The organism is Vibrio crassostreae, assembly GCF_024347415.1.
GTDB lineage: Bacteria > Pseudomonadota > Gammaproteobacteria > Enterobacterales > Vibrionaceae > Vibrio > Vibrio crassostreae.
The window spans coordinates 874,987-897,010 of the sequence record NZ_AP025476.1; the positions used below are offsets into that span (position 1 = coordinate 874,987).

At 44.9% G+C, this 22,024-nt stretch carries 25 protein-coding genes; 7 read left to right on the plus strand and 18 right to left on the minus strand.

Translation table 11 applies throughout. The features are described 5' to 3' along the window. Window positions 1-3 precede the first annotated feature (3 nt). The 13 genes from OC193_RS04110 to OC193_RS04170 all read right to left on the minus strand — a co-directional run bounded on the left by OC193_RS04110 (window position 4) and on the right by OC193_RS04170 (window position 12,051). Window positions 4-627 (minus strand): DUF3261 domain-containing protein, encoded by a 624-nt coding sequence (locus tag OC193_RS04110; protein WP_048659797.1) that lies wholly within the window; start codon window positions 625-627, stop codon window positions 4-6. Continuing rightward, window positions 624-2,996 carry an MMPL family transporter gene (locus OC193_RS04115; RefSeq protein WP_048661923.1) on the minus strand — a complete coding sequence of 791 codons (2,373 nt, stop codon included), beginning with the start codon at window positions 2,994-2,996 and terminating at the stop codon, window positions 624-626. The genes OC193_RS04110 and OC193_RS04115 overlap by 4 nt, the downstream gene beginning before the upstream one ends. Continuing rightward, the gene (locus tag OC193_RS04120) at window positions 2,968-3,648 is read right to left on the minus strand and encodes a LolA family protein (RefSeq protein ID WP_048661925.1); all 681 of its coding nucleotides are present in this window, start codon (window positions 3,646-3,648) and stop codon (window positions 2,968-2,970) included. Before OC193_RS04120 ends, OC193_RS04115 begins: the two co-directional genes overlap by 29 nt. Further along, window positions 3,635-4,138 carry an acyl-CoA thioesterase gene (locus OC193_RS04125; protein WP_017062279.1) on the minus strand — a complete coding sequence of 168 codons (504 nt, stop codon included), beginning with the start codon at window positions 4,136-4,138 and terminating at the stop codon, window positions 3,635-3,637. The genes OC193_RS04120 and OC193_RS04125 overlap by 14 nt, the downstream gene beginning before the upstream one ends. Window positions 4,139-4,177: 39 nt before the next feature. Then, a complete protein-coding gene (locus tag OC193_RS04130) occupies window positions 4,178-5,725 on the minus strand; it encodes an HAL/PAL/TAL family ammonia-lyase (RefSeq protein ID WP_048659799.1) in 1,548 nt (515 codons plus the stop codon). Beyond that, complete coding sequence (locus OC193_RS04135; protein WP_048661927.1) at window positions 5,703-7,505, minus strand: glycosyltransferase family 2 protein; 1,803 nt, start codon at window positions 7,503-7,505, stop codon at window positions 5,703-5,705. The genes OC193_RS04130 and OC193_RS04135 overlap by 23 nt, the downstream gene beginning before the upstream one ends. Next, window positions 7,498-7,860, minus strand: coding sequence for an ApeI family dehydratase (locus OC193_RS04140; RefSeq protein ID WP_048659801.1), 363 nt, complete (start codon window positions 7,858-7,860; stop codon window positions 7,498-7,500). The genes OC193_RS04135 and OC193_RS04140 overlap by 8 nt, the downstream gene beginning before the upstream one ends. An 88-nt stretch (window positions 7,861-7,948) precedes the next feature. Then, window positions 7,949-9,337, minus strand: coding sequence for an AMP-binding protein (locus OC193_RS04145; protein ID WP_048659802.1), 1,389 nt, complete (start codon window positions 9,335-9,337; stop codon window positions 7,949-7,951). Window positions 9,338-9,343: 6 nt separating this feature from the next. Further along, window positions 9,344-9,901 (minus strand): COG4648 family protein, encoded by a 558-nt coding sequence (locus OC193_RS04150; RefSeq protein ID WP_048661929.1) that lies wholly within the window; start codon window positions 9,899-9,901, stop codon window positions 9,344-9,346. Next, window positions 9,901-10,158, minus strand: a complete 258-nt coding sequence (locus OC193_RS04155) for an acyl carrier protein (RefSeq protein WP_004739745.1) — start codon at window positions 10,156-10,158, stop codon at window positions 9,901-9,903. The genes OC193_RS04150 and OC193_RS04155 overlap by 1 nt, the downstream gene beginning before the upstream one ends. A gap of 10 nt (window positions 10,159-10,168) precedes the next feature. Next, window positions 10,169-10,429 (minus strand): phosphopantetheine-binding protein, encoded by a 261-nt coding sequence (locus OC193_RS04160; RefSeq protein ID WP_004736154.1) that lies wholly within the window; start codon window positions 10,427-10,429, stop codon window positions 10,169-10,171. Between the two features lie 105 nt (window positions 10,430-10,534). Next, entirely contained in the window at window positions 10,535-11,305 is a 771-nt protein-coding gene (locus OC193_RS04165) for a lysophospholipid acyltransferase family protein (RefSeq protein ID WP_048661930.1), read from the minus strand. Next, entirely contained in the window at window positions 11,305-12,051 is a 747-nt protein-coding gene (locus OC193_RS04170) for a beta-ketoacyl synthase chain length factor (protein WP_184957408.1), read from the minus strand. Before OC193_RS04170 ends, OC193_RS04165 begins: the two co-directional genes overlap by 1 nt. 72 nt (window positions 12,052-12,123) lie before the next feature. Between OC193_RS04170 and OC193_RS04175 the strand changes: the two genes are divergently transcribed. Genes OC193_RS04175 through OC193_RS04185 form a run of 3 tightly spaced genes read left to right on the plus strand, consistent with a single transcriptional unit; the run spans window position 12,124 to window position 14,880 of the window. Further along, a complete protein-coding gene (locus tag OC193_RS04175; RefSeq protein ID WP_017062271.1) occupies window positions 12,124-12,513 on the plus strand; it encodes a hypothetical protein in 390 nt (129 codons plus the stop codon). Window positions 12,514-12,541: 28 nt separating this feature from the next. Continuing rightward, window positions 12,542-13,615, plus strand: coding sequence for a methyltransferase (locus OC193_RS04180; protein WP_048661932.1), 1,074 nt, complete (start codon window positions 12,542-12,544; stop codon window positions 13,613-13,615). Between the two features lie 23 nt (window positions 13,616-13,638). Further along, the gene (locus OC193_RS04185; RefSeq protein WP_048659807.1) at window positions 13,639-14,880 is read left to right on the plus strand and encodes an NAD(P)/FAD-dependent oxidoreductase; all 1,242 of its coding nucleotides are present in this window, start codon (window positions 13,639-13,641) and stop codon (window positions 14,878-14,880) included. Between the two features lie 128 nt (window positions 14,881-15,008). On the opposite strand, the gene OC193_RS04190 is transcribed toward OC193_RS04185, so the two are convergent. Together OC193_RS04190 and OC193_RS04195 are read right to left on the minus strand one after the other, a co-directional pair. Further along, a complete protein-coding gene (locus tag OC193_RS04190; RefSeq protein ID WP_017062268.1) occupies window positions 15,009-15,515 on the minus strand; it encodes a hypothetical protein in 507 nt (168 codons plus the stop codon). 139 nt (window positions 15,516-15,654) lie between these two features. Continuing rightward, a complete protein-coding gene (locus tag OC193_RS04195; RefSeq protein ID WP_017062267.1) occupies window positions 15,655-16,788 on the minus strand; it encodes a flagellar assembly protein FlgT in 1,134 nt (377 codons plus the stop codon). Between the two features lie 192 nt (window positions 16,789-16,980). On the opposite strand from OC193_RS04195, the gene OC193_RS04200 reads away from it, so the two are divergent. Both OC193_RS04200 and flgP read left to right on the plus strand, forming a co-directional pair. After that, window positions 16,981-17,616 (plus strand): FlgO family outer membrane protein, encoded by a 636-nt coding sequence (locus tag OC193_RS04200; RefSeq protein ID WP_017064137.1) that lies wholly within the window; start codon window positions 16,981-16,983, stop codon window positions 17,614-17,616. 9 nt (window positions 17,617-17,625) lie between these two features. Next, window positions 17,626-18,057 carry a flagellar assembly lipoprotein FlgP gene (gene flgP, locus OC193_RS04205; RefSeq protein ID WP_016791311.1) on the plus strand — a complete coding sequence of 144 codons (432 nt, stop codon included), beginning with the start codon at window positions 17,626-17,628 and terminating at the stop codon, window positions 18,055-18,057. Between the two features lie 330 nt (window positions 18,058-18,387). Here flgP and OC193_RS04210 read toward each other — a convergent pair whose 3' ends face one another. The 3 genes from OC193_RS04210 to flgA all read right to left on the minus strand — a co-directional run bounded on the left by OC193_RS04210 (window position 18,388) and on the right by flgA (window position 20,122). Next, window positions 18,388-18,813 (minus strand): flagella synthesis protein FlgN, encoded by a 426-nt coding sequence (locus OC193_RS04210; protein WP_017062264.1) that lies wholly within the window; start codon window positions 18,811-18,813, stop codon window positions 18,388-18,390. Window positions 18,814-18,879: 66 nt separating this feature from the next. Then, window positions 18,880-19,197, minus strand: a complete 318-nt coding sequence (flgM, locus tag OC193_RS04215; protein WP_017062263.1) for a flagellar biosynthesis anti-sigma factor FlgM — start codon at window positions 19,195-19,197, stop codon at window positions 18,880-18,882. Window positions 19,198-19,375: 178 nt separating this feature from the next. Beyond that, a complete protein-coding gene (flgA, locus tag OC193_RS04220) occupies window positions 19,376-20,122 on the minus strand; it encodes a flagellar basal body P-ring formation chaperone FlgA (RefSeq protein WP_048659809.1) in 747 nt (248 codons plus the stop codon). Window positions 20,123-20,199: 77 nt separating this feature from the next. Here flgA and OC193_RS04225 point away from each other — a divergent pair, with 77 nt between their 5' ends. Both OC193_RS04225 and OC193_RS04230 read left to right on the plus strand, forming a co-directional pair. After that, window positions 20,200-21,126, plus strand: coding sequence for a chemotaxis protein CheV (locus tag OC193_RS04225; RefSeq protein WP_048609568.1), 927 nt, complete (start codon window positions 20,200-20,202; stop codon window positions 21,124-21,126). A gap of 11 nt (window positions 21,127-21,137) precedes the next feature. Further along, entirely contained in the window at window positions 21,138-21,965 is an 828-nt protein-coding gene (locus tag OC193_RS04230) for a protein-glutamate O-methyltransferase (RefSeq protein ID WP_004736174.1), read from the plus strand. The last annotated feature ends 59 nt before the right edge of the window (window positions 21,966-22,024 follow it).

Genomic DNA, 22,024 nt, shown 5'->3' on the forward strand with positions numbered 1-22,024 from the left:
TGTTCAACTCTTACTTGGATTGTCGACAATCGTTGAGTTCAACGTTTGTATGGTGATGTTGTAGCCCTGGGTCAAATGTTTGAAAACAATGTCGCCTGCCGTTTTGTGTGTACCAGGATCTGTTTGGTAATCAATTTGAATGATTGCCTGTTGGTTTTCATCAAATACGGTTCTTGTTTTGTCGGTATCGACTAGGTGCCAACCTATGCTTTGTAAAGGCTGAGCCCATGCTTCAGCCGGCCATAAGGTAAGCATTAAATTAAATAGCACCTGTTCAGGTTGTGGCAAAGTTGCGCCAAGCCCAGACAAAACCTGCGTATCAATTACTTGATTCTGGTATTGCAGCGATAGAATGCGAGTACCCCAAGAGGAGAACCCCGCCAAAACCACTTTACCCGGTGTGACTTCGACTTGAACCGGAAGCTGCTGTGTATCATTTTCCCACGTAGCGCTAATCAACTGACTGGCTGTTAATGAGTATCCCAGTTCAGCTGGCAGTGGTAGTGCTAGATCGGTGTCTTGATCGATAGACACGCTCGCACCACTTGGCTGCTGAGAAACCATCGAGCAGGCACTCATTAGAATGCCCACTAGTATGGCGAAGGTTACCTTTAATGTCTGGATCATCTAAAAGCCTCTCGAGTAATTGGTCCTTCTACGTTTTTACTACTGTTGATCGCGAGTGGAGAAAGCAGCCAAGCGACAAAGATCCCTGTCAGAACCGTCACCCCGAAGCTATGAATAGCATGAGTCTGGCTCAGCGACAGTAAGCCGAATGAAAGTAGTGTTGTGAGACCTGACAAGGTGATCGCTAATAAGGTGCTCAGCGATTTCTTTTGCTCAGCAAAAAACAGGGTGTAGTCTATGCCAATCCCTAAAATCAGAATCAAACCAAGCAGGTTAAATAGGTTCAGTGTCGAGCCTAAAACTCCGGTCACCGCCAAACCTGCTACGCCTGCAATCAATGAAGGCAACAGCATTAACAGGCTTTGCCTCACACCATAGCGCCAGCCTAACAGCATGCCAATAGCTGCCAATGCTATCAATAACAGCTCGGTAATCTTGACGCGGTACTCAGCAAAAAGAGAGGAGATTTCATCCGCTTTATTGAGGTGTTTCACACCTTGCTTCTGAGCAAAATCTGACTCCAACCACTGTGAGAACAGCTCAGCATCAGTGACGTCTTTTATCAAAATGACCGACGCTGCTTGCCCGTCGATAGGTTTTAACCAAAGTGGTCGAACAGGCTCTGAGACTGGAGACTCCAAAAATCCAGATACCGTGATTGGTTCGAATTTTGGTAGTTCTGGAAACGTAGACCAACCGAGAGAGCTTTGTAATATATGGCTTTGTTGACTATAGAGTTGTTCAACCAACTGATAGTTATCATGCTGTTCTTGTTTACTTAACAAGTGTTGATTGATGCTGCGATACCCGGAGATACCTTGGCTATTGACCAGCGAATCTAAGCTTGTGGTGATTTCTGTCAATTTTTTGAGTAGCTTTTGGTCGCTCTGAGCAGTGACCAAAAGCATATTTTGACCACTGCCTAACCCTGATATCTCAGTAATGGCTTGCTCTTGTTGTTTGAGTTGTTCGGGCATAGCCTGAAGCTGGCGAATATCGTCGTCGTAACGAATTTGACTGAGTGACATCAAGCTAACGACAGTCACTGTTAACGGTAAGCCAATTCTAAATTTTTGGTTGCTCCAAAGGCTTAACCAAGTATGCCAAAGTTTCGACAGGGGAAGAGGGCGCTCTTGGCCTGGTTTTACCGCTAAAACGGGGTACCAGCACACCACACTGGCGTAAGCTGCGATCAGTCCAATCGACGAAAACAGAGCCAGTTGCTGCAAGCCTGGGAATGGCGCAACCAGTAGCCCTAAGTATCCGATTAAGCTGGTGATTAAACCTAGAGTGATGGCAATGAAAATATGCTTTAGGCCTTTATCGCTCTGCCAGTGGCTTCCTGCGGCCAAACGGTCAGTGAGATAGTGAAAAGAGTAATCGATGGATACGCCAATCAAGCTAGCGCCAAACACCAAGCTGAATAGATGCACCTTACCAAAGATAGCGACAGTGCTTGCCAGTGCAACCAATAATCCTGTACTGATTGAGAGTAAAGATAAGGCAAGTGGTAGCGCACTACGAAATGTCAGCCACACCAATAAAATAACGCCTGCCAATGAGCCCAAACCAATGGTACTGATTTCTGATTTCGCGCTTTCGGTACCGTAATTGGCGTAGAACACCACACCAGTATGCTGCACCTTGACGCCAAATTGTTTTTCGACCTCGCGCTCAATTGAATCAAGATCTGGAAGTTGTTCTTGAATCGCCAAGCTATAAGGTGAGTCCGCCAGAGTAGCCGTGACTAAAATATGAGTTTGCTCATTCGACTGGGCCGTGAGATAGCCCTCTTTCAGAACAAAGTTACTTGATTGGACGCCAATAGCACTGATGTAGTCGCGAAATAACAAGAATGGGTCAAGAGATAACTCTGCTGCAGTGACGCCTGAGAATGGATTGTACAGAGACTGAATGACATATTGAGCTCGCGAATCAGGCGAGTGTGTCAGCGTCTCTTTTTGTTGTTGGGTCAGCAGTTGAGATCGGTGACGAAAATAGAAATCGCTCCACTGGCTTTGAGTGCTGGCGTTGATTTTACCTTGAACTTGCTTAAACAGAGTTGGCTGACTTGAAAAAGTTCTTTGGTTGAGAGCTTTTTCAAAAGCGTCGGTCGCAACCATGGTTTGTTCGATATCGGGAGCGCTTATGATAAATACCACTTGCTCGCTCATCGAGCTGGATATCTGCTGAAAGGCTTGCTCTACCATTGGGTCTTGCTGGTTTTCGGGCAGTAACTTTAGAATGTTGCTTTCAATCGGTACCGACGAAGAAAAAGCGAATTGTTTGGTCAACAACCCGCTAAACAGCATTACAACAACAAGCCAAACAAGGGCAAGACTAGAGTTGGAATTGTTTCGCTTCAGCATCTGATAATACTTCCGGTAGATGGCTTAACTGACTGAATTCGATCACTGTGCTATCTCCACGAATCTCTTTCAACTCAATACGTTCAATATCGCTGTTGCCTTGCAGCGTGATAGCCTCAAACACCGCATTCATCGGTGCATTTTTGGGCTTTAGAGTCAGTGTCCATGCTTGTACATTTTCATCAGAGCTGGTGTTAGTTGCGGGCTCAAAATTGAGTGCGAACTGTTCCTGAAGTTTTTGCGTGTCCCCATGAAACACTGACAAGAAGATATGGCTGAAATAAAACGCCATTGGATTTTCTTTGTCGGTGATGATTTTTGCGGGTTGATCGGTAAACCTTTGGCTCAGTTTGTTATCGGTGAGCACTAAGTTCACGGGAAACGGAGTGGTTTGTGTCCAGAGTAAGCCACTTGATTTGTCTAACAGAAATGTACCTTGTGACGTTAAAGGCTGGGCGAACATCTCCATATTGCGTGTTTGAGTGAACTCACCACGCACAATACTATTTTCGCTGAGCACCGTCTGCAGCTCTGAAATAGAATTGACAGCAGCAGAGTTTTCTTTGGCGCTTACAAGGCCGCTTGCCATCATCGCAGTAAGTCCAATTAGCGCGATATTGATGTATTTGCGACTGCGTTTAAACAGATTCATGGTTCACCTGCTGTGGGTTAGAGGTTTGTGTTTGATGTTCAGTTGCTAGAGGTAAGCAACCAAATTGGTGCCAGTGTTCGACTTTGTCAGTAAACACTTTGGGTGAGGCAAAGCACATCTCTTGTTCTTCGATGGTGACGGCAACCTGCATGGTGTGAGCACGTGTCATTCGAGCACCGGTTAGAGCATCATGAATTTCATAATCGACGCGCAGGCGATTTTCCCACTCGGTGAGTTTCGCCGTTACCTTAATCTTGTGATTAAACGGTATCGCCTTAATGTATTTCACGCGGGTATCGATGATAGGCCACATGTAGCCAGAATCCTTCATCTCATGGTAGTTGTACTCAATCTTATCCATCATGATGCGCCTAACTTCTTCAAAGAATCGGAAGTAGTTGCCGTGATAGATCACGCCCATTGGGTCGGCATCTTGGAATGAGGTGATAAGCGTCACCTCAGATTGTAATGGGTGAAGGATTTCAGACATAAATCGCTCTCAACAATATTGCGTAAAGGGGTAGCTACTTTATGAGTAAAGTGACCAGTGCTGACTTTGAATACGAGCAATGAAGTGGCGTAGATCGCCTTCAAGTGGTCGATCTTCTACGATAAATTCAAACTCCTTAAGCACTTCGTCGCGAATGTGCTTGAGGTTCTCACTCATGTGGTGCTCATCAAGCTCATTGTGGCGCTTACGAAGTTCGAGTGCTTGTGTCCCCGCCAGTAGTGACGCTGCTGCCACTTGTTCGGTTAGCTCTAGAACGCGTAAACAGTCACGAGCTGCGATGGTGCCCATACTCACTTTATCTTGGTTGTGACACTCAGTTGAGCGAGAGAATACGCTTGCTGGCATGGTGTGTTTCAATGCTTCTGCTGTCCAAGCTGAAACGCCAATCTGTACTGCTTTAAAGCCGTGGTTGATTGGCTTACGTTCGCCTTCAGCACCCGTTAGGTTGAATGGCAAACCGTTGTTGAACTTGTAGTCCATCAGCTGAGCCATTTGACGGTCAAGCAGATCAGCAAGGTTCGCAACTGCAGTTTTTAACGTATCCATCGCCATTGCAATGTGTCCACCGTAGAAGTGTCCACCGTGCAGTACGCGCTCATTATCACCATCGATAATTGGGTTGTCGTTGGCACTGTTTAGCTCGTTCTCGATCATTTGGCGTAGCCAAGGCAGAGAGTCTTGAACCACGCCGATAACATGTGGAGCACAGCGCAGAGAGTAACGATCTTGGAGGCGATCACTGTTACGTGGCGGGCGATCCGCTTGCAGATCATCACGCAGCCATGCTGCAACTTGCTGCTGGCCTGGATGTGGTTTAACAGCAAATAGCGCTTCATCGAAGTGGAAGTCGTTGCCATGCATGCCGACAGATACCATTGCAGTGATCTTAGTTGATAGCTGAGCTAGATATTCTGCGCGTTTGTAGGCGATACAAGCCAGTGCCGTCATCACTGATGTACCATTCATCAATGCTAAGCCTTCTTTTGGCTTGAGTTTGATAGGGCTAATGCCTAGCTCTTTGTAGACGTCACTGGTTGGGCGAATTTCACCCTTGTAGATAACATCGCGCTCGCCGATCAGGGCTGCAGCTAAGTAAGACAGAGGTGTTAAGTCGCCACTGGCACCCACCGATCCTTCTTGAGGAATACGCGGTGAAATATTTTGGTTGATCAGGGTAACGATTTGATTGAGCAGATCGTGAGTCACACCAGAGACACCTTGTGATAACGAACAAAGACGAGTTGCAAGGACTGCACGAGCTTGTTCGTGAGACAATATTTCACCTAAACCACAGCCGTGAAAACGTGTTAAATGCAGTGGTAGCTCGTCAACTAGGTTTGGCGGAATCGCAACCGTACATGAGTCACCGTAACCCGTCGTTACACCGTAAATCACACCTTCTTCTTTCAATAGGCGTTCTAAGAAAGCGACACCTCGGTCGATCTTAGATGTGAACTCGTTACTTGAATTCATCGAGGCTTTTGCGCCCTGTGAGATAGCGACAACATCCTCAATCGTGAGGCGTTCGGCACCAAAAGTGATGCTATTTGGATTCTTTTTCGTCATGGTGCTGGTTGCTCAATGTCCAAAAGTTAAAAAAGTTGTACCACTGAAGCGGTGCTTGCAGTGTGTAGTGCTGAAGTCGGTCTGCGTATTTCTGCACGACTTGCTGTAAAGATTGTTCGCGAGTCTTTCTTGGTAGCTCGATTTTGTCGCTAAAATGCTCGAAATAAACATTAAAATGCGGCTTAGATTGTGAGTCGTCACGTAGGCCAAACAGTAAAAATACGGGTGCTTTTAGCACAGAGGCTAACATAAATGGACCTTGAGGGAATGGAGCTTCCTTACCTAAGAACTCAGCCCATACTGAGCGGCTCTCTTTGCTGGTGGAAGTTCTATCGCCAACAATTACGATCCATTCTCCTTGCTCCAACTTCTGTTGTAATAAGATAGCCGTATCTGGCCCCATTGATGTCACTTGAATCAGGTTTAAATCAGACTGCGGGTTAACTGCTTTCATTACTGAATTAAAACGTTCAGCGTGCTCAGTGAAAACCAGAGCGTTGATTTTAATGTTCGAGTGTCTGCGACCCAAAGCTCGGCACAGCTCAATATTGCCAAGGTGAGATCCAAGGATTAGCACACCTTGCTTATTTGCCACCATGCTCTCGAACTGGTCTTGGCCATGAATAGTCAGGTTATCTGCCGAGAAATCACCTTTCCATGCCGCGAGCTTGTCGAGCATCGTATGGCCAAATGAAAGCAGATGTTTGTAACTGGTTAGTTCTCCGGGGAGCTCAATATTTTGCTGTTCCGCATAGGCTTTTAATTGGAATAGATATTGTTCGGAAGCGTTTCGCGCACGCTGGCCCGTCAAGTGGTAGTAACGCATCACACCACGCAGAATGAGGTTGAACACACCGCGACCTAACAAGGTATAAATGGCTAATAACAGCTTAATGCCTAATACTGTGCCGCGTTCTTGAGTGCGGGACCAGTGTGGTTGTTCAGAAGCTTGAGGCTCTGAATCAGTCGATAAATTTGGGTTATTATCAGCTGAATCGGATTTGAAATGGCGAGCAATCAGTTTTGGTGCTCTTGGTAGCATGCCGAAGAATAGACGTGTATGCATCCAACTGATTTTGACGTTATCCCACAACGCATCGAAATGAGAGATGCCGTTCTCAGGATAGATAACGCGCGTTTCAACGAAGTCTATGTCGCAACCTTCCCAATACAGGCGAACCAAAATCTCGATATCGAAGTCCATTCTCGAACCAACATCGTACTTATTCAACACAGTTTGAGTTTGGTTGATAGGATACGCTCTAAAGCCACACATGCTGTCTTTAATTGATAAAGAAAGGGTTTCTATCCATACCCAGATATGTGTCGCGTAGCGCCCATAGAGCCTTGCTTTGGGTACGCTGTCGTCGTAGATAGGCTGGCCTGATATCAGACGTTGTGGCTTAGCTTGTGAGGCCTCAATCAATATTGGCAAGGCTTCCAGGTCGTGTTGCCCATCAGCATCTATCTGAATAGCGTGGCTAAAGCCTAGTCGCTGCGCTTTTTTGATTCCGGCTTTTACTGCGCCGCCTTTACCTTGGTTCTGTTCAAGCGTCACCAAGGTTACGTTTGAATTCTCTGCTAGGGGAGACAGAAACTGTTTTGTTGTGAGTTCACTGCCATCGTCAACGATGATGATCGGTAACTCAAAATGATGGAGTGACGACACCACAGCCGGCATGGTTGCGCCATGGTTAAAGCACGGGATAAGGAAGCAAGCCTTGTAGCTGCTTTCTTTTGTGTGGTGTTGAGAAGTAGCCTCGACGGGAGTGCTATTCACTTTTCTCTCCCAGCTTCATTTTGCCTGAAGAGTGGGTCTGTTCACCGTTGTTTGAGGTGTAACTGAAGCTCAGCTTGTCTTTGTCAGCATCCCATTTGAGTGATAGCTGGATTGTAGCATCAGGCAGGATAGGCTCTTGGAACTTGATGACTTCCATTCCTTTAAAGAAACCAGGAACGCCTAACTCTTGGATTGCGTAGTGAAGTGCCCAATCAATTTGCGTGACGCCAGGTAGAATAGGGAAGCTCTTGAAGTGCCCCTTAAAATCGGTGATATCTCCGCTAACATGAAGTGTCAGGGTCGATTCATTTTCTACCGTGTCTACAGCAATGATGTTTGGTTTTCTTTTATCCATAGGGCGTGCTTAGAATCCTTGGGCAAATATTGGTTCTTTGACAAAAATATAAAAAGATAATCTCAGTGTAAAATACGATCAGCGGTTTCTATGATTTTATTAGCTGTTCTATGTGAGACGTTAATCGCTTGCCTTGGCTGTTGAGAGGAATCTCATCAACAATACGATACTTTCGTGGGATAGCGATTGGCTCTAACCACTTTCTGAGCTCTGTACGCAGCATCAACCAGAATTTGCCTTTGCTCATGGTCGATAGAGCGGCTTGGCCTTCATCTGATAATACCAAAACAGAGGCTAAGATTAATCGCTCAGGCTCCTCAAATGGAATCACCACGCATTCGCTTATCCAAGGCAGTTGCTCAAGTCGTTTCTCCACTTCAACCAGTGATACTCGTTTTTCTTCTATCTTGATCACGCGGTCGGTTCGGCCTTTCAATATGAATTGATTATCCGAGACCATTTCGCATTCATCAGCGGTTTGATACCAGCTATTCTTATCGATGTAGGGCGACAATAACTTAATGCAATTCTCACTGTTGAGACTAGCCTCAATACAGTCAAAAAGTTGCCAAGGGGTTTGAGCGCTCTCTTGTTGGCGAAAGGCGATGCCACCGGTCTCTGTGCTGCCAAATACCTCGATAGGTAAATGTCCTAGTAGATCTCGTGACTGGTGAGCCGACTCGGTAGGCAATGGGCCACCTGAAGAGAAGATTCCTGCAAGTTGTACCTTGTTGGTCTCATGCTTTAATCGCTTGAGTAGCGCAGGGCTGCTGATCAGAACACAGTTTTTATTGGCATGAGACAGAATTTGTTCTGGGTACTCAAGGTTGTTTCGAGCAAATGGCACACCAGAACAGAGCGGCCATAAGATTCTAAACAGCAGGCCATAGATGTGTTGGTGGGAAACGGTGCTTTGGATTCGGTTTCCCTTGAGTAAAGCATCCCAGTTCTTGTGTAACTGAGCCGTTTCAATATCTAGGTGTTCTAACGTTTTATCTATCGCTTTTGGCGTGCCACTTGAACCTGAAGTGAACAGAGTTAATGGGACTGTTGCCAAATCAATGGTCGTAAGATTCTCGGTTAGAGGTTTTTGTGCTTCAGTGTTTGAATCCAATAAGGTTTGGATATTACGAACGTCACTCACCTCAACTTCGCCAATCGAGTTATCAACTAGCAGGCAATCAAACTGCTTACTTAACTCAGCAAGCGCACATGGCTGGTAGTTGCCCGGTAAGATGATGTGTTTGTTGGCTGCTGCACATGCCAAAAAGGCCACCGCAAATAGGTAGCTGTCTTGGGTACAAATCGCGATTCGTTGAAAAGGGGATAAAGACAAAAATTGTACGAGTTGAGATAAGTCGTCGTTAAATGTTTGCCACGTAATCTCGCTATTGTCGTCAAAGCAGACAATAGATTCAGGGGCTCTGTCCTGGCTGAGAAGCTCAGACAACGAGGTGTAAGATACGGTTTGGGTCATAACAATTTAACTCTGACGAATGCGCTGTCTTACTACCCACTCTCCTGCAAAGAGTAACCCTGCAAACAGATAGCTGAGTAAGCCATTGTATAGGGTCCATACTTCTAGCGGTTGGAAGCAGGTGTAAAGGGCAATAGAGCCATTGATAACAAAGAACAAGCACCACATTTTGGTGACTTTTCGTGTGTAATCAACGCCACTTTGCGGAAGTTCAGGCTCTTGAAGGCGAGCAAGACGTTCGATAATCGTTTGTGGTTGCCATAGGCTCGAAGCGAATACAACCAGCATACAAACATTAACGATAACGGGATAATAGGTTAGCCAGCCGTGTTGCTTAAAGGCTAAGCCTAAAGCCAGCAGAACAATACCGGCACTTCCACTGATCCAAGCTAGGTGTTTTAGCTCTTTGATTTTAGCCTGACCGCCGGTGAAAATGCGTACAGCAAAGATAGCGGCTAAGGCAATACCAACGGTTTGTAAGCCAAACTTGTTGAGTCCAAAGTAAACCGCTATTGGATAAGTGAAAAGTATAATTGCCGACAGTAAAGTCAGCAGAGGACGCATTAGGCGTCCTTCAATAGTTCAACCACAGATTCGACAACGTCATTAACGGTGCGCACTGCTTTGAACTCTTCAGGTTTTATCTTCTTACCTGTGACGTTCTGTAGGTGAACGACCAAATCAACGGCATCAATGCTGTCTAGGTCTAGATCAAGATAGAGATGAGCTTCAGGGGTGATATCTTCAGCATCAAGCTCGAACAGCTCAATAAGCGCATCTTTAACCTGGTTGTATACTTCTTGTTGGTTAGCTTGTGTCATAAAGATCTGTCTAGTTATTCGTTTGAGAAGAGATGTAGTTCGCTAGATTTTCAACTGACGCAAAGTGCTGTCGAGTGTTTGAATCATCTGCATCGATAACAATGTTGTACTTTTTCTTGATAGCAAGGCCAAGCTCAAGGGCATCGATAGAGTCCAGTCCAAGTCCATCACCAAATAGTGGAGCTTCCGTTTCAATCTCATCAATGCTCATGTCTTCAAGGTTCAATGCGTCGATGATCAGTTGTTTCAGTTCGTTGTGTAATGTTTCCACTTTGGCCTACTTAATGCTTTATCTGAATGCTGCTTTAAGGGGGCGATTCTACATTATATGAGGTATTTTCGAAATGCCGATATCGCCTGTTATGTTATTGATACGCTAAATGTTTTCTTCGGAAGGGAAAATTGTTTGTGCAAGATGATGATTAAGGCGCCTTGCTGCCGAAGTTAAATTATTTGAGCCTTCAATAAATGGTTCGACTTCTATTTTACCTTTCACCGCGACATGAAAAAAGGGCTTCGACGCAGGAACTTGATACCATTTTTTCTCTTTCGTTAAGAATGTCGGAGAAACCGTAATATGAATCACGCGTAAATCGGTTTGTGTTCGAGTCGCGATTTGTGCCGCCCCACGCTGTAAGGATGGTTCAATTCCTGGCGTTGTGCGAGTTCCTTCGGGAAAAATCAGCAGGACATTGCCACGTGAGAAGCGTTCTTCACAGCGCTCTAAAAGATCGTCAGGAGCTTGGTTCGGTATATAACCTGCCGCTTTGACAATCCTTTTCATAAAAGGGTTTTCCCAAATGGCCGCTTTGACGAGGCAATCACATTGAGGAAGTTGGGAGGCGATCAGCACATAGTCAATCAAACTTGGGTGGTTTGCGACGATAATGCAGTTACGGTCGTTACGCAGTAGTTCTGCACCATCAATTCGGTAATCGATTGCTCCGGTGAACTTCATGATCTGGCAAAACGCATTGAATGAGAAACGGATTAATCGCTGTGCTTTAAGCTCTCTTTTAATGGTATTGGGAGTGGTTAGCGCGATAGTCGGTAAGATTAAGAAGCTCAATACTAAGCCACCCAAACCAAAGATGGTAAAGCAGAGGCCTGTCGCGAATACTCGCCAATACTGGTCTACTCTGCTCATTACGCTGTACCTGTCTCGGTGTTATTTACCCAAGACCAAGTTTGGTGCTTGCCAGCAATAGCCCACTTATTTGTACCTAATAAGATATGTTGGAGCGTTTGTAACCCTTGTGGTAACACGGAAGATGCTTGGTTGGTCTCTACTGTCCTAGTAATAGAGTATTCACTGCCAGCGGTGAGCACTAAGCCCAGCGCATAATCAGCAAAGTTCTGTGTTTCGTACTCTTGGTAGAGCTCGGGCAGAGGTTGGTCGAAATCGATAACTAACACTCGATGCGACGGATATTGATGAAGGTAAAGATAAGCTTCGATCAGAGCGTTATGGAAAGTATCTTGCCCTGCGGCTATTGAAGTCAGTGGAATCGGTGCTTTGGCGGCAATGGTGGTTAGACCGGCTGCGGTATTATGTACCGACTGCGAGAACGCCATTGGTGAGGCATCGTCACCTTCTAATATCGACTGAATCAAAGTGGCGGTTCGATGCAACTCACCATGTCGGCTAGCAAAGACCAGATAATCAATCGAGGTGTCTTTTAATAGGGTTAACGCGGTTTGGACAGCAAGTTTGCTTTGCACACTCATTCGGCGGCGCATCATTGGAGGAATAGCTTTAAATTCAGTTGAGCCATCTTGTGGCCAATCTAAATTAGTGCTCCACGCTTGCCATTCAGCAATAGAATTGAGCCCCGCTGAATTTGCAGACCATTTCTCAATATTAAACGACATTAATTGGGATTGATTTGACATAGAGTATTGATTTGCTTTGAGTCTAACTAAATACTATGCGCGCTTATAAATAAACACAGATAAGGAATTTAAATGAAATTACTAAAAATAGCAGTTTCAATGTTATTCATATTCGTTCTTGCAGGATGTGGACGCGTCCAACCTGTAATGAATGTTGAGGATACTCCAGTTGCACTGAATCTTCAAAGTAAACAGGTTAAATCAGCTATTTCTGAATCTGCTGAAAATCGAGGCTGGTTGGTTTCAGAAATAAAGCCTGGTTTGATCCGCGCTGAATTGTATGTTCGTTCGCACCACGCTGTGGTTGAAATTCCTTATAGTGATAAGTTTTACTCTATTCTTTACGTTGAGTCAGAGAATTTGAAGTACGACGATGGTGAAATACACCGTAATTACAACCGTTGGGTTAATAACTTAAACGTTGATATTAAACGTAAGCTTGCGCAAATGGCAGCTGAGTAACTCTCTATTATTTAAAGTTAGGTTTTTCGTGTCGGAATATAAATTAGATCCATTCAACGCATTAGAAGCAAAAACAGAAGCGCAGAAATTGTCTTTCGCTCCGATTGTTTTTCATACTGCTCGTACACTTCGTGATTTAGGCATTTTGAAAGCGTTAGATGACGCGGGCAACGAGGGTTTATCAGCAGAGTCTATCTCTGAATCGACCGGTGTCTCTGAGTACGGCGTGAAAGTCCTGCTCGATATGGCGTTAAGTGCTCATATTGTGACTTGGGAAAAGCCTAACTACAAAATGGCTAACCTTGGTTTCTACCTTCTGCATGATGGTATGACTAACGCAAACATGGATTTCACAGCCGATGTTTGTTATGCCGCGATGATGCATCTAACAGAAGCGATTGAAGAAGGCACACCTGCAGGCTTGAAAGAGTTGGGTGATTGGGAAACCATTTACCAAGGCTTGTCTCAATTGCCAGAAAAAGCAAAAGAGAGTTGGTTCAAGTTTGATCACTTCTATTCGGATCGCTCGTTCCCTGTGCTACTTGAAAAAGTCTTCAGCAAGAAACCTAAGTCGCTGGTGGATATCGGCGGCAACACGGGTAAGTGGGCGATGCAATGCTGCAACCATGATGCGGACGTTAAGGTGACGATTGTTGATTTGCCACAGCAGCTAGAAATGGCAATGGCAAACGCGGCGAAGCATGGTCATCAAGAGCGAGTCACGCCATTCCCAGCGAATATGCTCGATAAACAGCAAACTCTGCCAACGGGCGCGGATGTTTGGTGGATGAGTCAGTTCCTTGATTGTTTCTCGCCAATGGAGATTCTGAGCATATTAAAGCGCGTTCGCTCTCATATGTCAGAAGATGCGACTGTCTATATCCTTGAACTGTTTTGGGATTCACAGAAATACGATGCGGCTTCTTATAGCTTAAACGCGACGTCTCTCTACTTTACCTGCTTGGCCAATGGCAACAGTCGTTTTTACCGCAGTGAAGATTTCTTAGAGATTGTTGAAGAAGCGGGCTTTGAAGTGGTAACGCGTACCGACGATATCGGTCTTGGTCACACGCTTCTAGAATTGAAAGCTGGCGCGCAATAAAAATAACAAACATGGCTTAAATAATGAAAAAACTATCAACTCAAGTGGTGATCATCGGAGCTGGGCCATCAGGGTCTATTGCTGCGTCTTTACTTCATAAAAAAGGCATCGATGTTCGAGTGATTGAAAAGAGCGTATTCCCTCGCTTTTCTATTGGTGAAAGCCTATTACCAGCTTGTATGGAAATGATTGAACAGGCTGGGATGACTGACGCAGTGATCAACGCTAACTTCCAATACAAAGATGGCGCTGCCTTTCGCAAAAATGGTGTTTATACGGCGTTCAATTTTGAAGACAAGTTCTCTTCTGGCCCGGGAACCACGTTTCAGGTTCAGCGAGGTGCCTTTGATAAGGTTTTGGCAGATACGGCTGAGGCGCAGGGTGTCTGCATTGATTACCAACATGAGTTAATGGGCATTAATTTCACCGACGACAGCACCATTTTAGATGTACAAGTGCTGGGTGGAGAGCGTTATCAGATAGAAGCTCAATACGTTCTGGATGGCAGTGGTTTTGGTCGAGTGCTACCAAAAATGCTTAACTTGGAAGAGCCGTCATCGCTTCCTCCACGCAAAGCTATTTTTACGCACATTAACGATCATATTGCAGAGGTGGATACCGATCTTGAATATGACCGAAATAAAATTCTTATCTCTGTGCATCCAACCAACCCTGATGTTTGGTATTGGTTGATCCCGTTTAGTAACGGTGTCTCTTCGTTTGGTGTGGTAGGAGAGCCTAAGTTCTTTGAGTCCTATCCAGAAGACAAGATTGCTGCAATTAAACAGCTGGCAGCGGAAGAGCCGGGCTTGGCTGAGATACTGGCAAGCGCCGAGTATCCAAACCCTGCGGGTGAAATTGGTGGCTATTCTGCCAATGTAAAACATTTGGCGACGGATAAGTACGCGTTGCTTGGTAATGCCGGCGAGTTCCTTGACCCGGTGTTCTCGTCAGGCGTGACGATTGCGATGAAGTCGGCACAGTTTGCGGTTGAGTGTGTCGAAAAGCAACTTAACGGTGAGAAGGTAGATTGGGAACGCGATTATGCCGCTCCGTTGATGGTTGGTGTAAACACCTTTAGAACGTATGTTGAGGGGTGGTACTCAGGTACTTTGCAGGATGTGATTTTCTATCAAGATCCAAATCCAAAGATTAAGCAGATGGTGTGCTCAATTCTGGCGGGTTACGCATGGGATCAAGCCAACCCTTATGTGAAAGAGTCTAAGCGCCGATTGGCGACACTGGCTGAGATATGCCGAAACTAGGTAATCGATTTTGTATGTAGCAATACTCTAAATTGTCACGATGGATCGTCATAAATTAAAAACAGCCGCAATGTGCGGCTGTTTTTGTATCTGAAAAATATGGGTGGTCAGCTTAATCGGATTTAAGCCTATTTTAAGTCGATGCTGTTCAATCGTCCCATAAATATAAGTAGATCAATTACGTCTTTGTGAGCATCAAGCAGCGCACGTTTGGTTTGGCTATAAGCTGCAAGTCGGCCGTGCTTTCTGATTGAACATACCTTGGTTTTGTACTTGTAGTCACCATTCTCAGAGAAGACGCGCCACTTAGCGATGTAGCACTCGTCGCGGTGCTCAGGATCACTCTGAGTTGGATTTGGCTTGAATACAATTTTGGGTTCTAAACTATGAGGCAGGCGCGTCATTAGGTAGGGCTCTTTGAGGACTTTGGGCCAAAATTTACCCCAAAGCTGTCTGCCCAGTTCATCTCTTAATTTAATGGTTTTCTTTAGTGCTTTGTCTTCACCCATACGAACAAAACCGACCGACCGATGCAGCACCGTATCTTCGGGAGTATGGATGTGGATCTTAAAAGCGGTTTTACCTTTCGAGATAAAGCGGTAACCGGTAGCACCAATTAGATTATTCTGACTCATAGTTTGCTAAGTGATGATTATGTTATTAATAAGATTACGCCAAATACTGCAAAACCGAAACTAATACCCATGAAAAAAATAAAGCCTTAGCATCTTTGCTAAGGCTTTATTAGAAACTCTGAGACGAGAGTGTCTCTAACTACATGATTTTCTGCATCACATCACCAATTTGAATGCTTCCCGCAAGGCTTGGCTGATCAATCGTGAGTTCCGCTTCGTTTTCGTAAACGCGAGAAACCGTTAGGGTGATGTCGCTTTGAGAAACCTTGTTGCGTGGCAAACCGCGTTGGTCGATAAACGAACCTGTGTGCCACAGTTGCAACTTGTCACCTTGTTGTACGCCATGCATTCGACCTAAATCAATGGTCACAGTGTTACCAAATACCGCTGCAACCTCTGGAAGGGTGATCTTACATGACACTTCCGATTCTAAGTCCAACATAATATTACGGCTAACACGCAGCATCATGCTGCCGTAGGTTGATGCCCAGAAACGGGCACTGCGGGTGTCGACTTCACTGGTCTTAGCAAATGGCCACTTTGCCACTTCACGATAGCTACGGTTGTAAACCTGATGTCCTGTTTTACCATCGAAGACTTGCATCTCTAACGCAAACTGGCGATTGATGATGTCGTCTTTCAACAGTTTGGACTCGATGGTCGCGGTTAAATCGGTAATGTCGCCACCAATGATGTATTGTGCGCCAGTGTCTTGGGCGATCATCTTGATCACTTCAGGTCGACGTTTGTCGATGTCGTAATTGGTCGTGCCAACGGAAACAAAGCTGCGAGACTCTTGCGCCAGCTGTCGATCTACGACATGACCAAAATCATCACCGATGTTATAGATTCTGCCCATTACAGCTTGCTGTGGGGAAGTCACATCGATGTTGCCGACCAAAAATGTCTTCTTATATTGGCTCTCATGGCAAGCATTTGCCGAAGGATAGATATCGATCCTTGCGGTGATCATTATATTGCCACTGCGTTTTTTCTCTTTTTCTACCAAGATGTAGCGCACTTCATGATTGGTAAATTGAAACTCTTTTTTGTTTGCGTCGAGGTAGGGCGTGAGGTTGGCAATGCTACCAATGTCGGCTCCTGAGAACTGGATCGCTTTATATACCGCGTCTTCCAGAGCATGGACCCTTGCCGTTTCCTCTGACGATACGATGGCTGCTGTACCGGTAACCTCATACCAAGAGGCATGAGCACTGAAGCTTATGGTTATCAGTGAACTTATTGAAAATAAGTAAGAAATTATTTTTTTCATCTATTCGTTACCAGTTGGGTATAAATATTGCTTAACAAATAACTATAAGCTTGAAGCTGACTTAAGTGCGTTTTTCTTAATCTGAACCATTAATGAAAAGCAAAGACTGTTCCAACATTGTAATCCATTGAAAAGAATAATGGTGAGAACATATTGGAACAGGTGGCACTAAAACTATCTGGAGATTAGAGAATGAAAAAATGGCTCGTAGTAATGAGTGTCATGTTACTGACATCATGCGCTTATTCGCCGATCTATAACGGCAAGTCTGAATATTCAGGCAGTCAGTTTATGTTGATGGACAGCCCTCGCCATACCATGGATTTTTTTGTGGAAAGTATGACTGAAGATTTGATCATTTCGAATACAAGTATTTCAGCGAGAACGCCAATAGCAATTACTTCGTTTGTGGACCTGCAGCACATGGACACAACGAACTGGCTAGGCAACTCGGTATCAGAAGGCTTCATTCATCAGTTTCAGCGTCGTGGCTTCAAGGTGGTTGATTTTAAAACTACTGGCTCTATCCAAGTGACTCACCAAGGTGACTTTGCGTTGAGCCGCGATTGGAAAGACTTAGCTCAAGAGCAAGACGTACAGTATGTACTGACAGGCACCATGCTTCGCCAAGAAGGCGGTGTACTAGTAAATGCTCGCGTTGTTGGCATGCAAACTCGAATTGTAGTGGCGACGGCACAAGGCTTCTTACCTGCAGACCGTATTGGCCGTGACCTAGATACTCTCAACAGTATTCGAACTCAAGATGGCGTGATCATTCGTTCCGATCCAACGATCAGTCAGCCTTATACTGTTATTCTTCGCCCTTAGGAGTTCGAGATGAAGAAGTTAATGTTTGTTGTTGCCGCTTTATTGCTTGTTGGCTGTCAGCCATTGCAGAGCATGAGACCTGATGATTTCTTAGTGGCTGTTGGCTATGCGAGTATCAGTGAGCAGAAAGGTCGTAACGACGAAGAGAGACGTATCCGCGCGATGAGAGCCTCTAAGATCGATGCTTATCGTGAGCTTGCTGAACAGGTTTACGGCATGCGAGTAAGCGGTCGAGCAGAACTTGAAGATCAACGGCTTGGTACAGAGCGTACGTCAGGTGCGGTTGATGGTGTTATCCGTGGCGCAGAAGTGGTGCGCAGTTACCCTGTGGGTGATAGCTACGTAACAGAGCTTCAGTTGGATATTCGCAAGATGGATCAGCTACGTAACTACGGTGAAGTTCAGGCAGTACCTGAGAAGAGACAACAAACACTGTTCTAATTTCGGTGTTCGAATTGAATATTCAGTGATATTGGTTGCTACTCGCTTTCCAGATGGCATATCGGCAACCAATAACTAATATGGATGTAAAAGCGGCAAGTATGAAAATACTTGCCGCTTTTTTGTTTATCGATTTTGTCAGGGTGTTCAAAGGCTGATTAGAAATTTTGATAAAGGACAACGACAGAAATAGCCTGAGATACAGATACAGATACAGATACAGATACAGATACAGATACAGATACAGATACAGATACAGATACAGATACAGATACAGATACAGATACGGATACAGACTTAAGTAGGAGTGTTGTTGAAGAGGTAGCTTAACTAGGCTTTTACGTTGGTTCCCAGCGTGGAAATAGTATGCGTTTGACCACCGGCATTGTAGGTCATGCCAATTTTACCGTGGCTTTGCTGCATCATATTGCTAAGTTTTTTGAAGCTAAGGTGTGCTCGATTCAAGGCTTCGCCATTAACAAGGTTCGCTTGCTGGCAATCGTGCACTATCGACTGGATCTTTGTGACTAACTGAGCAAGTTCAGGATTCTCGGTCAGTTCTGAGATATTGGTATGGGTTGCGATTCGCTGATCGGTTGATCTTAATTGTTCAACAAGGACTACTTTTTCTTTGGCGATTCGCTCAATATCGTTTGATTGTCGGCTCGTAATAGCGGTTTTCTCTGAACTTAATAATTCAGATAAGGCTTTGGCATTTTGAAGTTGAAAATTAACTAAATCTGCTAGTGCCGCCATAACGTAAACCTATTCATAACCTCGTATGCTTTAAGACAATCACTTCAATCAAAAGTGAGTGTTGGCTTAAAGACCTTTTAATTCATCTTCGAACTTGATCATGTTGTCTGCCAGTTTTTCTGGATCAACAGTGTATGAACCGTTCGCAATCGCTTCTTTGATCGCTGCTACTTTCACAGAATCAAAGCTTGGTTGTGCTGCCATATCTTGGTGGAGCTGACCAATCGCTTTGCCTTGTTGGCTAAGTGAAACCGCATCTTTGCTTGCTGGTGATTTAGTTGATACATCAGAACGTGATGCCTCAGAACTAGAATCAGAGCGTACTGCTGATCGGTTAGTGGTCGTTAGGGTTTGCCCTGAACGAATATTATCAATGCCTGCCATAGTTAAGCCTTTTTCTTCAAAAATGGGAACCTGTACAGTCAATATCGACCAAGGGTTCGAATACTTTAGCAATTTTTAGCTCAATAGTCGAAAAGCGACAAAACACCGCCGCCGTCATATTTGGCGTTAGATTAGAGAGTGAAATCGCTAACGATACCGTCAATTTAGAAGTAAAGAGTTAAAAGTAAACTGTGACTTCAGACATGCTGGTAACAATTCCTTCAATTATACGCTGTGATTTGTCATTTTTCACTCTTACTTGATCACCCATAGAGCCATCGGTAAGCGCAGTCCCTTTGGTGGTAATGGTCATGCCACCTTTTACTGCCTGTATGATAACCTTCTCGTTTCGGCAGACGACACAGATATCACCTCTTTCTACAACATCGCCCGGTCTTAGGTTCTTTTTTACCTTAGCGCCGATGACTTGTTGTGGGGCTGTGAAACCTTGGCGACGAAACTTGTTAAGAGAAATCATAGCGGTGGTGACATCGTATTGACCGACGATTTCGCCTCTCGCGAGTGAACGAGTGGTGGTGACAAGGGGCACCGACATCGAAAGACGCACGGGTACATAAACGCGCCACTCATCAGGAACACATTGCACTAAAACCGTAATACTGCTGCGGGTATTGGTGGTGGTTGAGGCGCTGGTCTCTAAAGGAATTGGGCAGTCTGTCGCTTTGATTCTTGAATCAACATTTGCTGAATTAACAAAGAGTTCGCCGCCTTGTGGCTGCTCTACCGTATCAAGGATATGTTGTTCTGCTGCAGACTGAATCATCTCAATTTGTTCTGGGGTCGCAGCTTGTACAAAAAAACTAAACAATATTGATAAAATGCCGATAAACTTAGCGACAGTTTTAAAAGTAGCTCTACACATTGCTATGGAAAAAAGCGGCAGATTTGTTTTATAATACATCATTCCGTTTCTCTAGTGGTTCGTAGCCTGCAGTAGACTAACACTTTTTATCCAAAAAAGTTTGATATGGAGATGAGCTCATGACGGGTATTCTTGATTCGGTGAATCAGCGTACGCAACTCGTCGGTCAAAACCGATTAGAATTACTAACCTTTCGCCTAATGGGGCGTCAGCGTTACGGCATTAATGTCTTTAAAGTAAAAGAAGTGCTTCAATGCCCTAAGCTGACGAAGATGCCAAACTTGAACCCACTGGTTAAAGGTGTCGCACACATTCGTGGCCAAACGATCTCTGTGATCGACTTGAGCTTAGCGATTGGTGGCCGTCCTACAACGGATGTTGAAAAGTGTTTTGTGGTTATCTCTGAGTTTAACCGAACCATTCAAGGTTTCTTGGTAAGTTCAGTAGAGCGCATTATTAACATGCACTGGGAATCGATTCTTCCGCCGCCGGATGGCGCAGGTAGAGCTAACTACCTGACAGCGGTAACCAACATTGACAATGAATTGGTAGAAATTCTCGATGTTGAGAAGATCCTTGCAGAAATTTCTCCTGTTGATGAAACAATGGACAGCAAGATCGCTGAAGACATTGCGAAAGTAGAACAAGAGAAAGAACTGGTTCGTCGCATTTTGATCGCTGATGACTCGACCGTTGCTCGTAAGCAGGTCCAACGTGCTATTGAGTCAATTGGCTTTGAAGTTATCTCAGTGAAAGATGGTAAAGAGGCCTATGAGAAGCTGGTGCAGATGTCATCAGAAGGCAGTATTTACGACCAGATTTCGTTGGTGATTTCAGATATCGAAATGCCAGAGATGGATGGATACACGCTAACTGCTGAGATTCGTCGTCACGCCGAACTTAAAGATTTATACGTAATTTTACACTCATCATTGAGTGGTGTATTTAACCAAGCCATGGTTGAACGCGTAGGAGCTAACTCCTTCATCGCGAAATTCAACCCTGATGAGCTTGGTGCAGCGGTAAAAGCTGCGTTAACTAACTAAAAGAGACATTAATGACTGCTATAACAATAAGTGATCAAGAGTATCGCGATTTCAGCCGTTTCTTAGAATCTCAATGTGGCATTGTATTAGGTGACAGCAAGCAGTATTTAGTGCGCAGTCGTTTAAGCCCATTAGTAACGAAGTTTAAGTTAGCTTCGTTATCTGATTTGTTGAGAGATGTAGTAACAGGTCGAAACCGTGAGCTGCGTGTGGCTGCTGTCGATGCCATGACGACGAACGAGACACTTTGGTTCCGTGATACTTACCCGTTTGCTGTGCTTGCGGATAAGCTTCTACCGGAAATAGCGGCAAATAAACGTCCTATTAAGATTTGGTCTGCCGCAAGCTCTTCAGGCCAAGAAGCATACTCAATGGCAATGACGATTCTTGAAACTCAAGCTCGTAAGCCGGGTATGCTGCCAAATGTATCGATTACCGCAACTGACATCTCAGCAAGTATGTTGGATATGTGCCGCACGGGCGCGTACGACAACCTAGCTTTGGGACGCGGACTTTCTCCTGAGCGTCGTCGTACCTTCTTTGAAGATGCGGGTGATGGTCGTATGAAAGTGAAAGACAACGTGAAGCGCATGGTGAACTTCCGTCCTCAAAACTTGATGGACAGCTATGCATTGTTAGGCAAGTTCGACATCATTTTCTGTCGTAACGTGCTGATTTACTTCTCACCTGATATGAAGTCAAAGGTACTTAACCAGATGGCAAACAGCCTCAACCCTGGTGGTTACCTACTATTGGGTGCGTCTGAATCGTTAACAGGCTTAACGGATCGTTTTGAAATGGTTCGCTGTAATCCAGGCATCATCTACAAATTAAAGTAATGAATAGCACCAGTATAAGGTGCGACGTTACTGCTTAAATTCAAAACCCAGCCAAGTGC

Coding starts and splice junctions, on each gene's coding strand:
- OC193_RS04185 (WP_048659807.1), top strand. CDS start 13,639: ATGAAAAAACTATCAACTCAAGTGGTGATCATCGGAGCTGGGCCATCA.
- OC193_RS04130 (WP_048659799.1), bottom strand. CDS start 5,725: ATGACGAAAAAGAATCCAAATAGCATCACTTTTGGTGCCGAACGCCTC.
- OC193_RS04125 (WP_017062279.1), bottom strand. CDS start 4,138: ATGTCTGAAATCCTTCACCCATTACAATCTGAGGTGACGCTTATCACC.
- OC193_RS04195 (WP_017062267.1), bottom strand. CDS start 16,788: ATGAAAAAAATAATTTCTTACTTATTTTCAATAAGTTCACTGATAACC.
- OC193_RS04120 (WP_048661925.1), bottom strand. CDS start 3,648: ATGAATCTGTTTAAACGCAGTCGCAAATACATCAATATCGCGCTAATT.
- OC193_RS04175 (WP_017062271.1), top strand. CDS start 12,124: ATGAAATTACTAAAAATAGCAGTTTCAATGTTATTCATATTCGTTCTT.
- OC193_RS04110 (WP_048659797.1), bottom strand. CDS start 627: ATGATCCAGACATTAAAGGTAACCTTCGCCATACTAGTGGGCATTCTA.
- flgM (WP_017062263.1), bottom strand. CDS start 19,197: ATGGCAGGCATTGATAATATTCGTTCAGGGCAAACCCTAACGACCACT.
- OC193_RS04170 (WP_184957408.1), bottom strand. CDS start 12,051: ATGTCAAATCAATCCCAATTAATGTCGTTTAATATTGAGAAATGGTCT.
- OC193_RS04155 (WP_004739745.1), bottom strand. CDS start 10,158: ATGACACAAGCTAACCAACAAGAAGTATACAACCAGGTTAAAGATGCG.
- OC193_RS04225 (WP_048609568.1), top strand. CDS start 20,200: ATGACGGGTATTCTTGATTCGGTGAATCAGCGTACGCAACTCGTCGGT.
- OC193_RS04200 (WP_017064137.1), top strand. CDS start 16,981: ATGAAAAAATGGCTCGTAGTAATGAGTGTCATGTTACTGACATCATGC.
- flgP (WP_016791311.1), top strand. CDS start 17,626: ATGAAGAAGTTAATGTTTGTTGTTGCCGCTTTATTGCTTGTTGGCTGT.
- OC193_RS04165 (WP_048661930.1), bottom strand. CDS start 11,305: ATGAGCAGAGTAGACCAGTATTGGCGAGTATTCGCGACAGGCCTCTGC.
- OC193_RS04115 (WP_048661923.1), bottom strand. CDS start 2,996: ATGCTGAAGCGAAACAATTCCAACTCTAGTCTTGCCCTTGTTTGGCTT.
- OC193_RS04190 (WP_017062268.1), bottom strand. CDS start 15,515: ATGAGTCAGAATAATCTAATTGGTGCTACCGGTTACCGCTTTATCTCG.
- OC193_RS04150 (WP_048661929.1), bottom strand. CDS start 9,901: ATGCGTCCTCTGCTGACTTTACTGTCGGCAATTATACTTTTCACTTAT.
- OC193_RS04230 (WP_004736174.1), top strand. CDS start 21,138: ATGACTGCTATAACAATAAGTGATCAAGAGTATCGCGATTTCAGCCGT.
- OC193_RS04140 (WP_048659801.1), bottom strand. CDS start 7,860: ATGGATAAAAGAAAACCAAACATCATTGCTGTAGACACGGTAGAAAAT.
- OC193_RS04145 (WP_048659802.1), bottom strand. CDS start 9,337: ATGACCCAAACCGTATCTTACACCTCGTTGTCTGAGCTTCTCAGCCAG.
- OC193_RS04210 (WP_017062264.1), bottom strand. CDS start 18,813: ATGGCGGCACTAGCAGATTTAGTTAATTTTCAACTTCAAAATGCCAAA.
- flgA (WP_048659809.1), bottom strand. CDS start 20,122: ATGATGTATTATAAAACAAATCTGCCGCTTTTTTCCATAGCAATGTGT.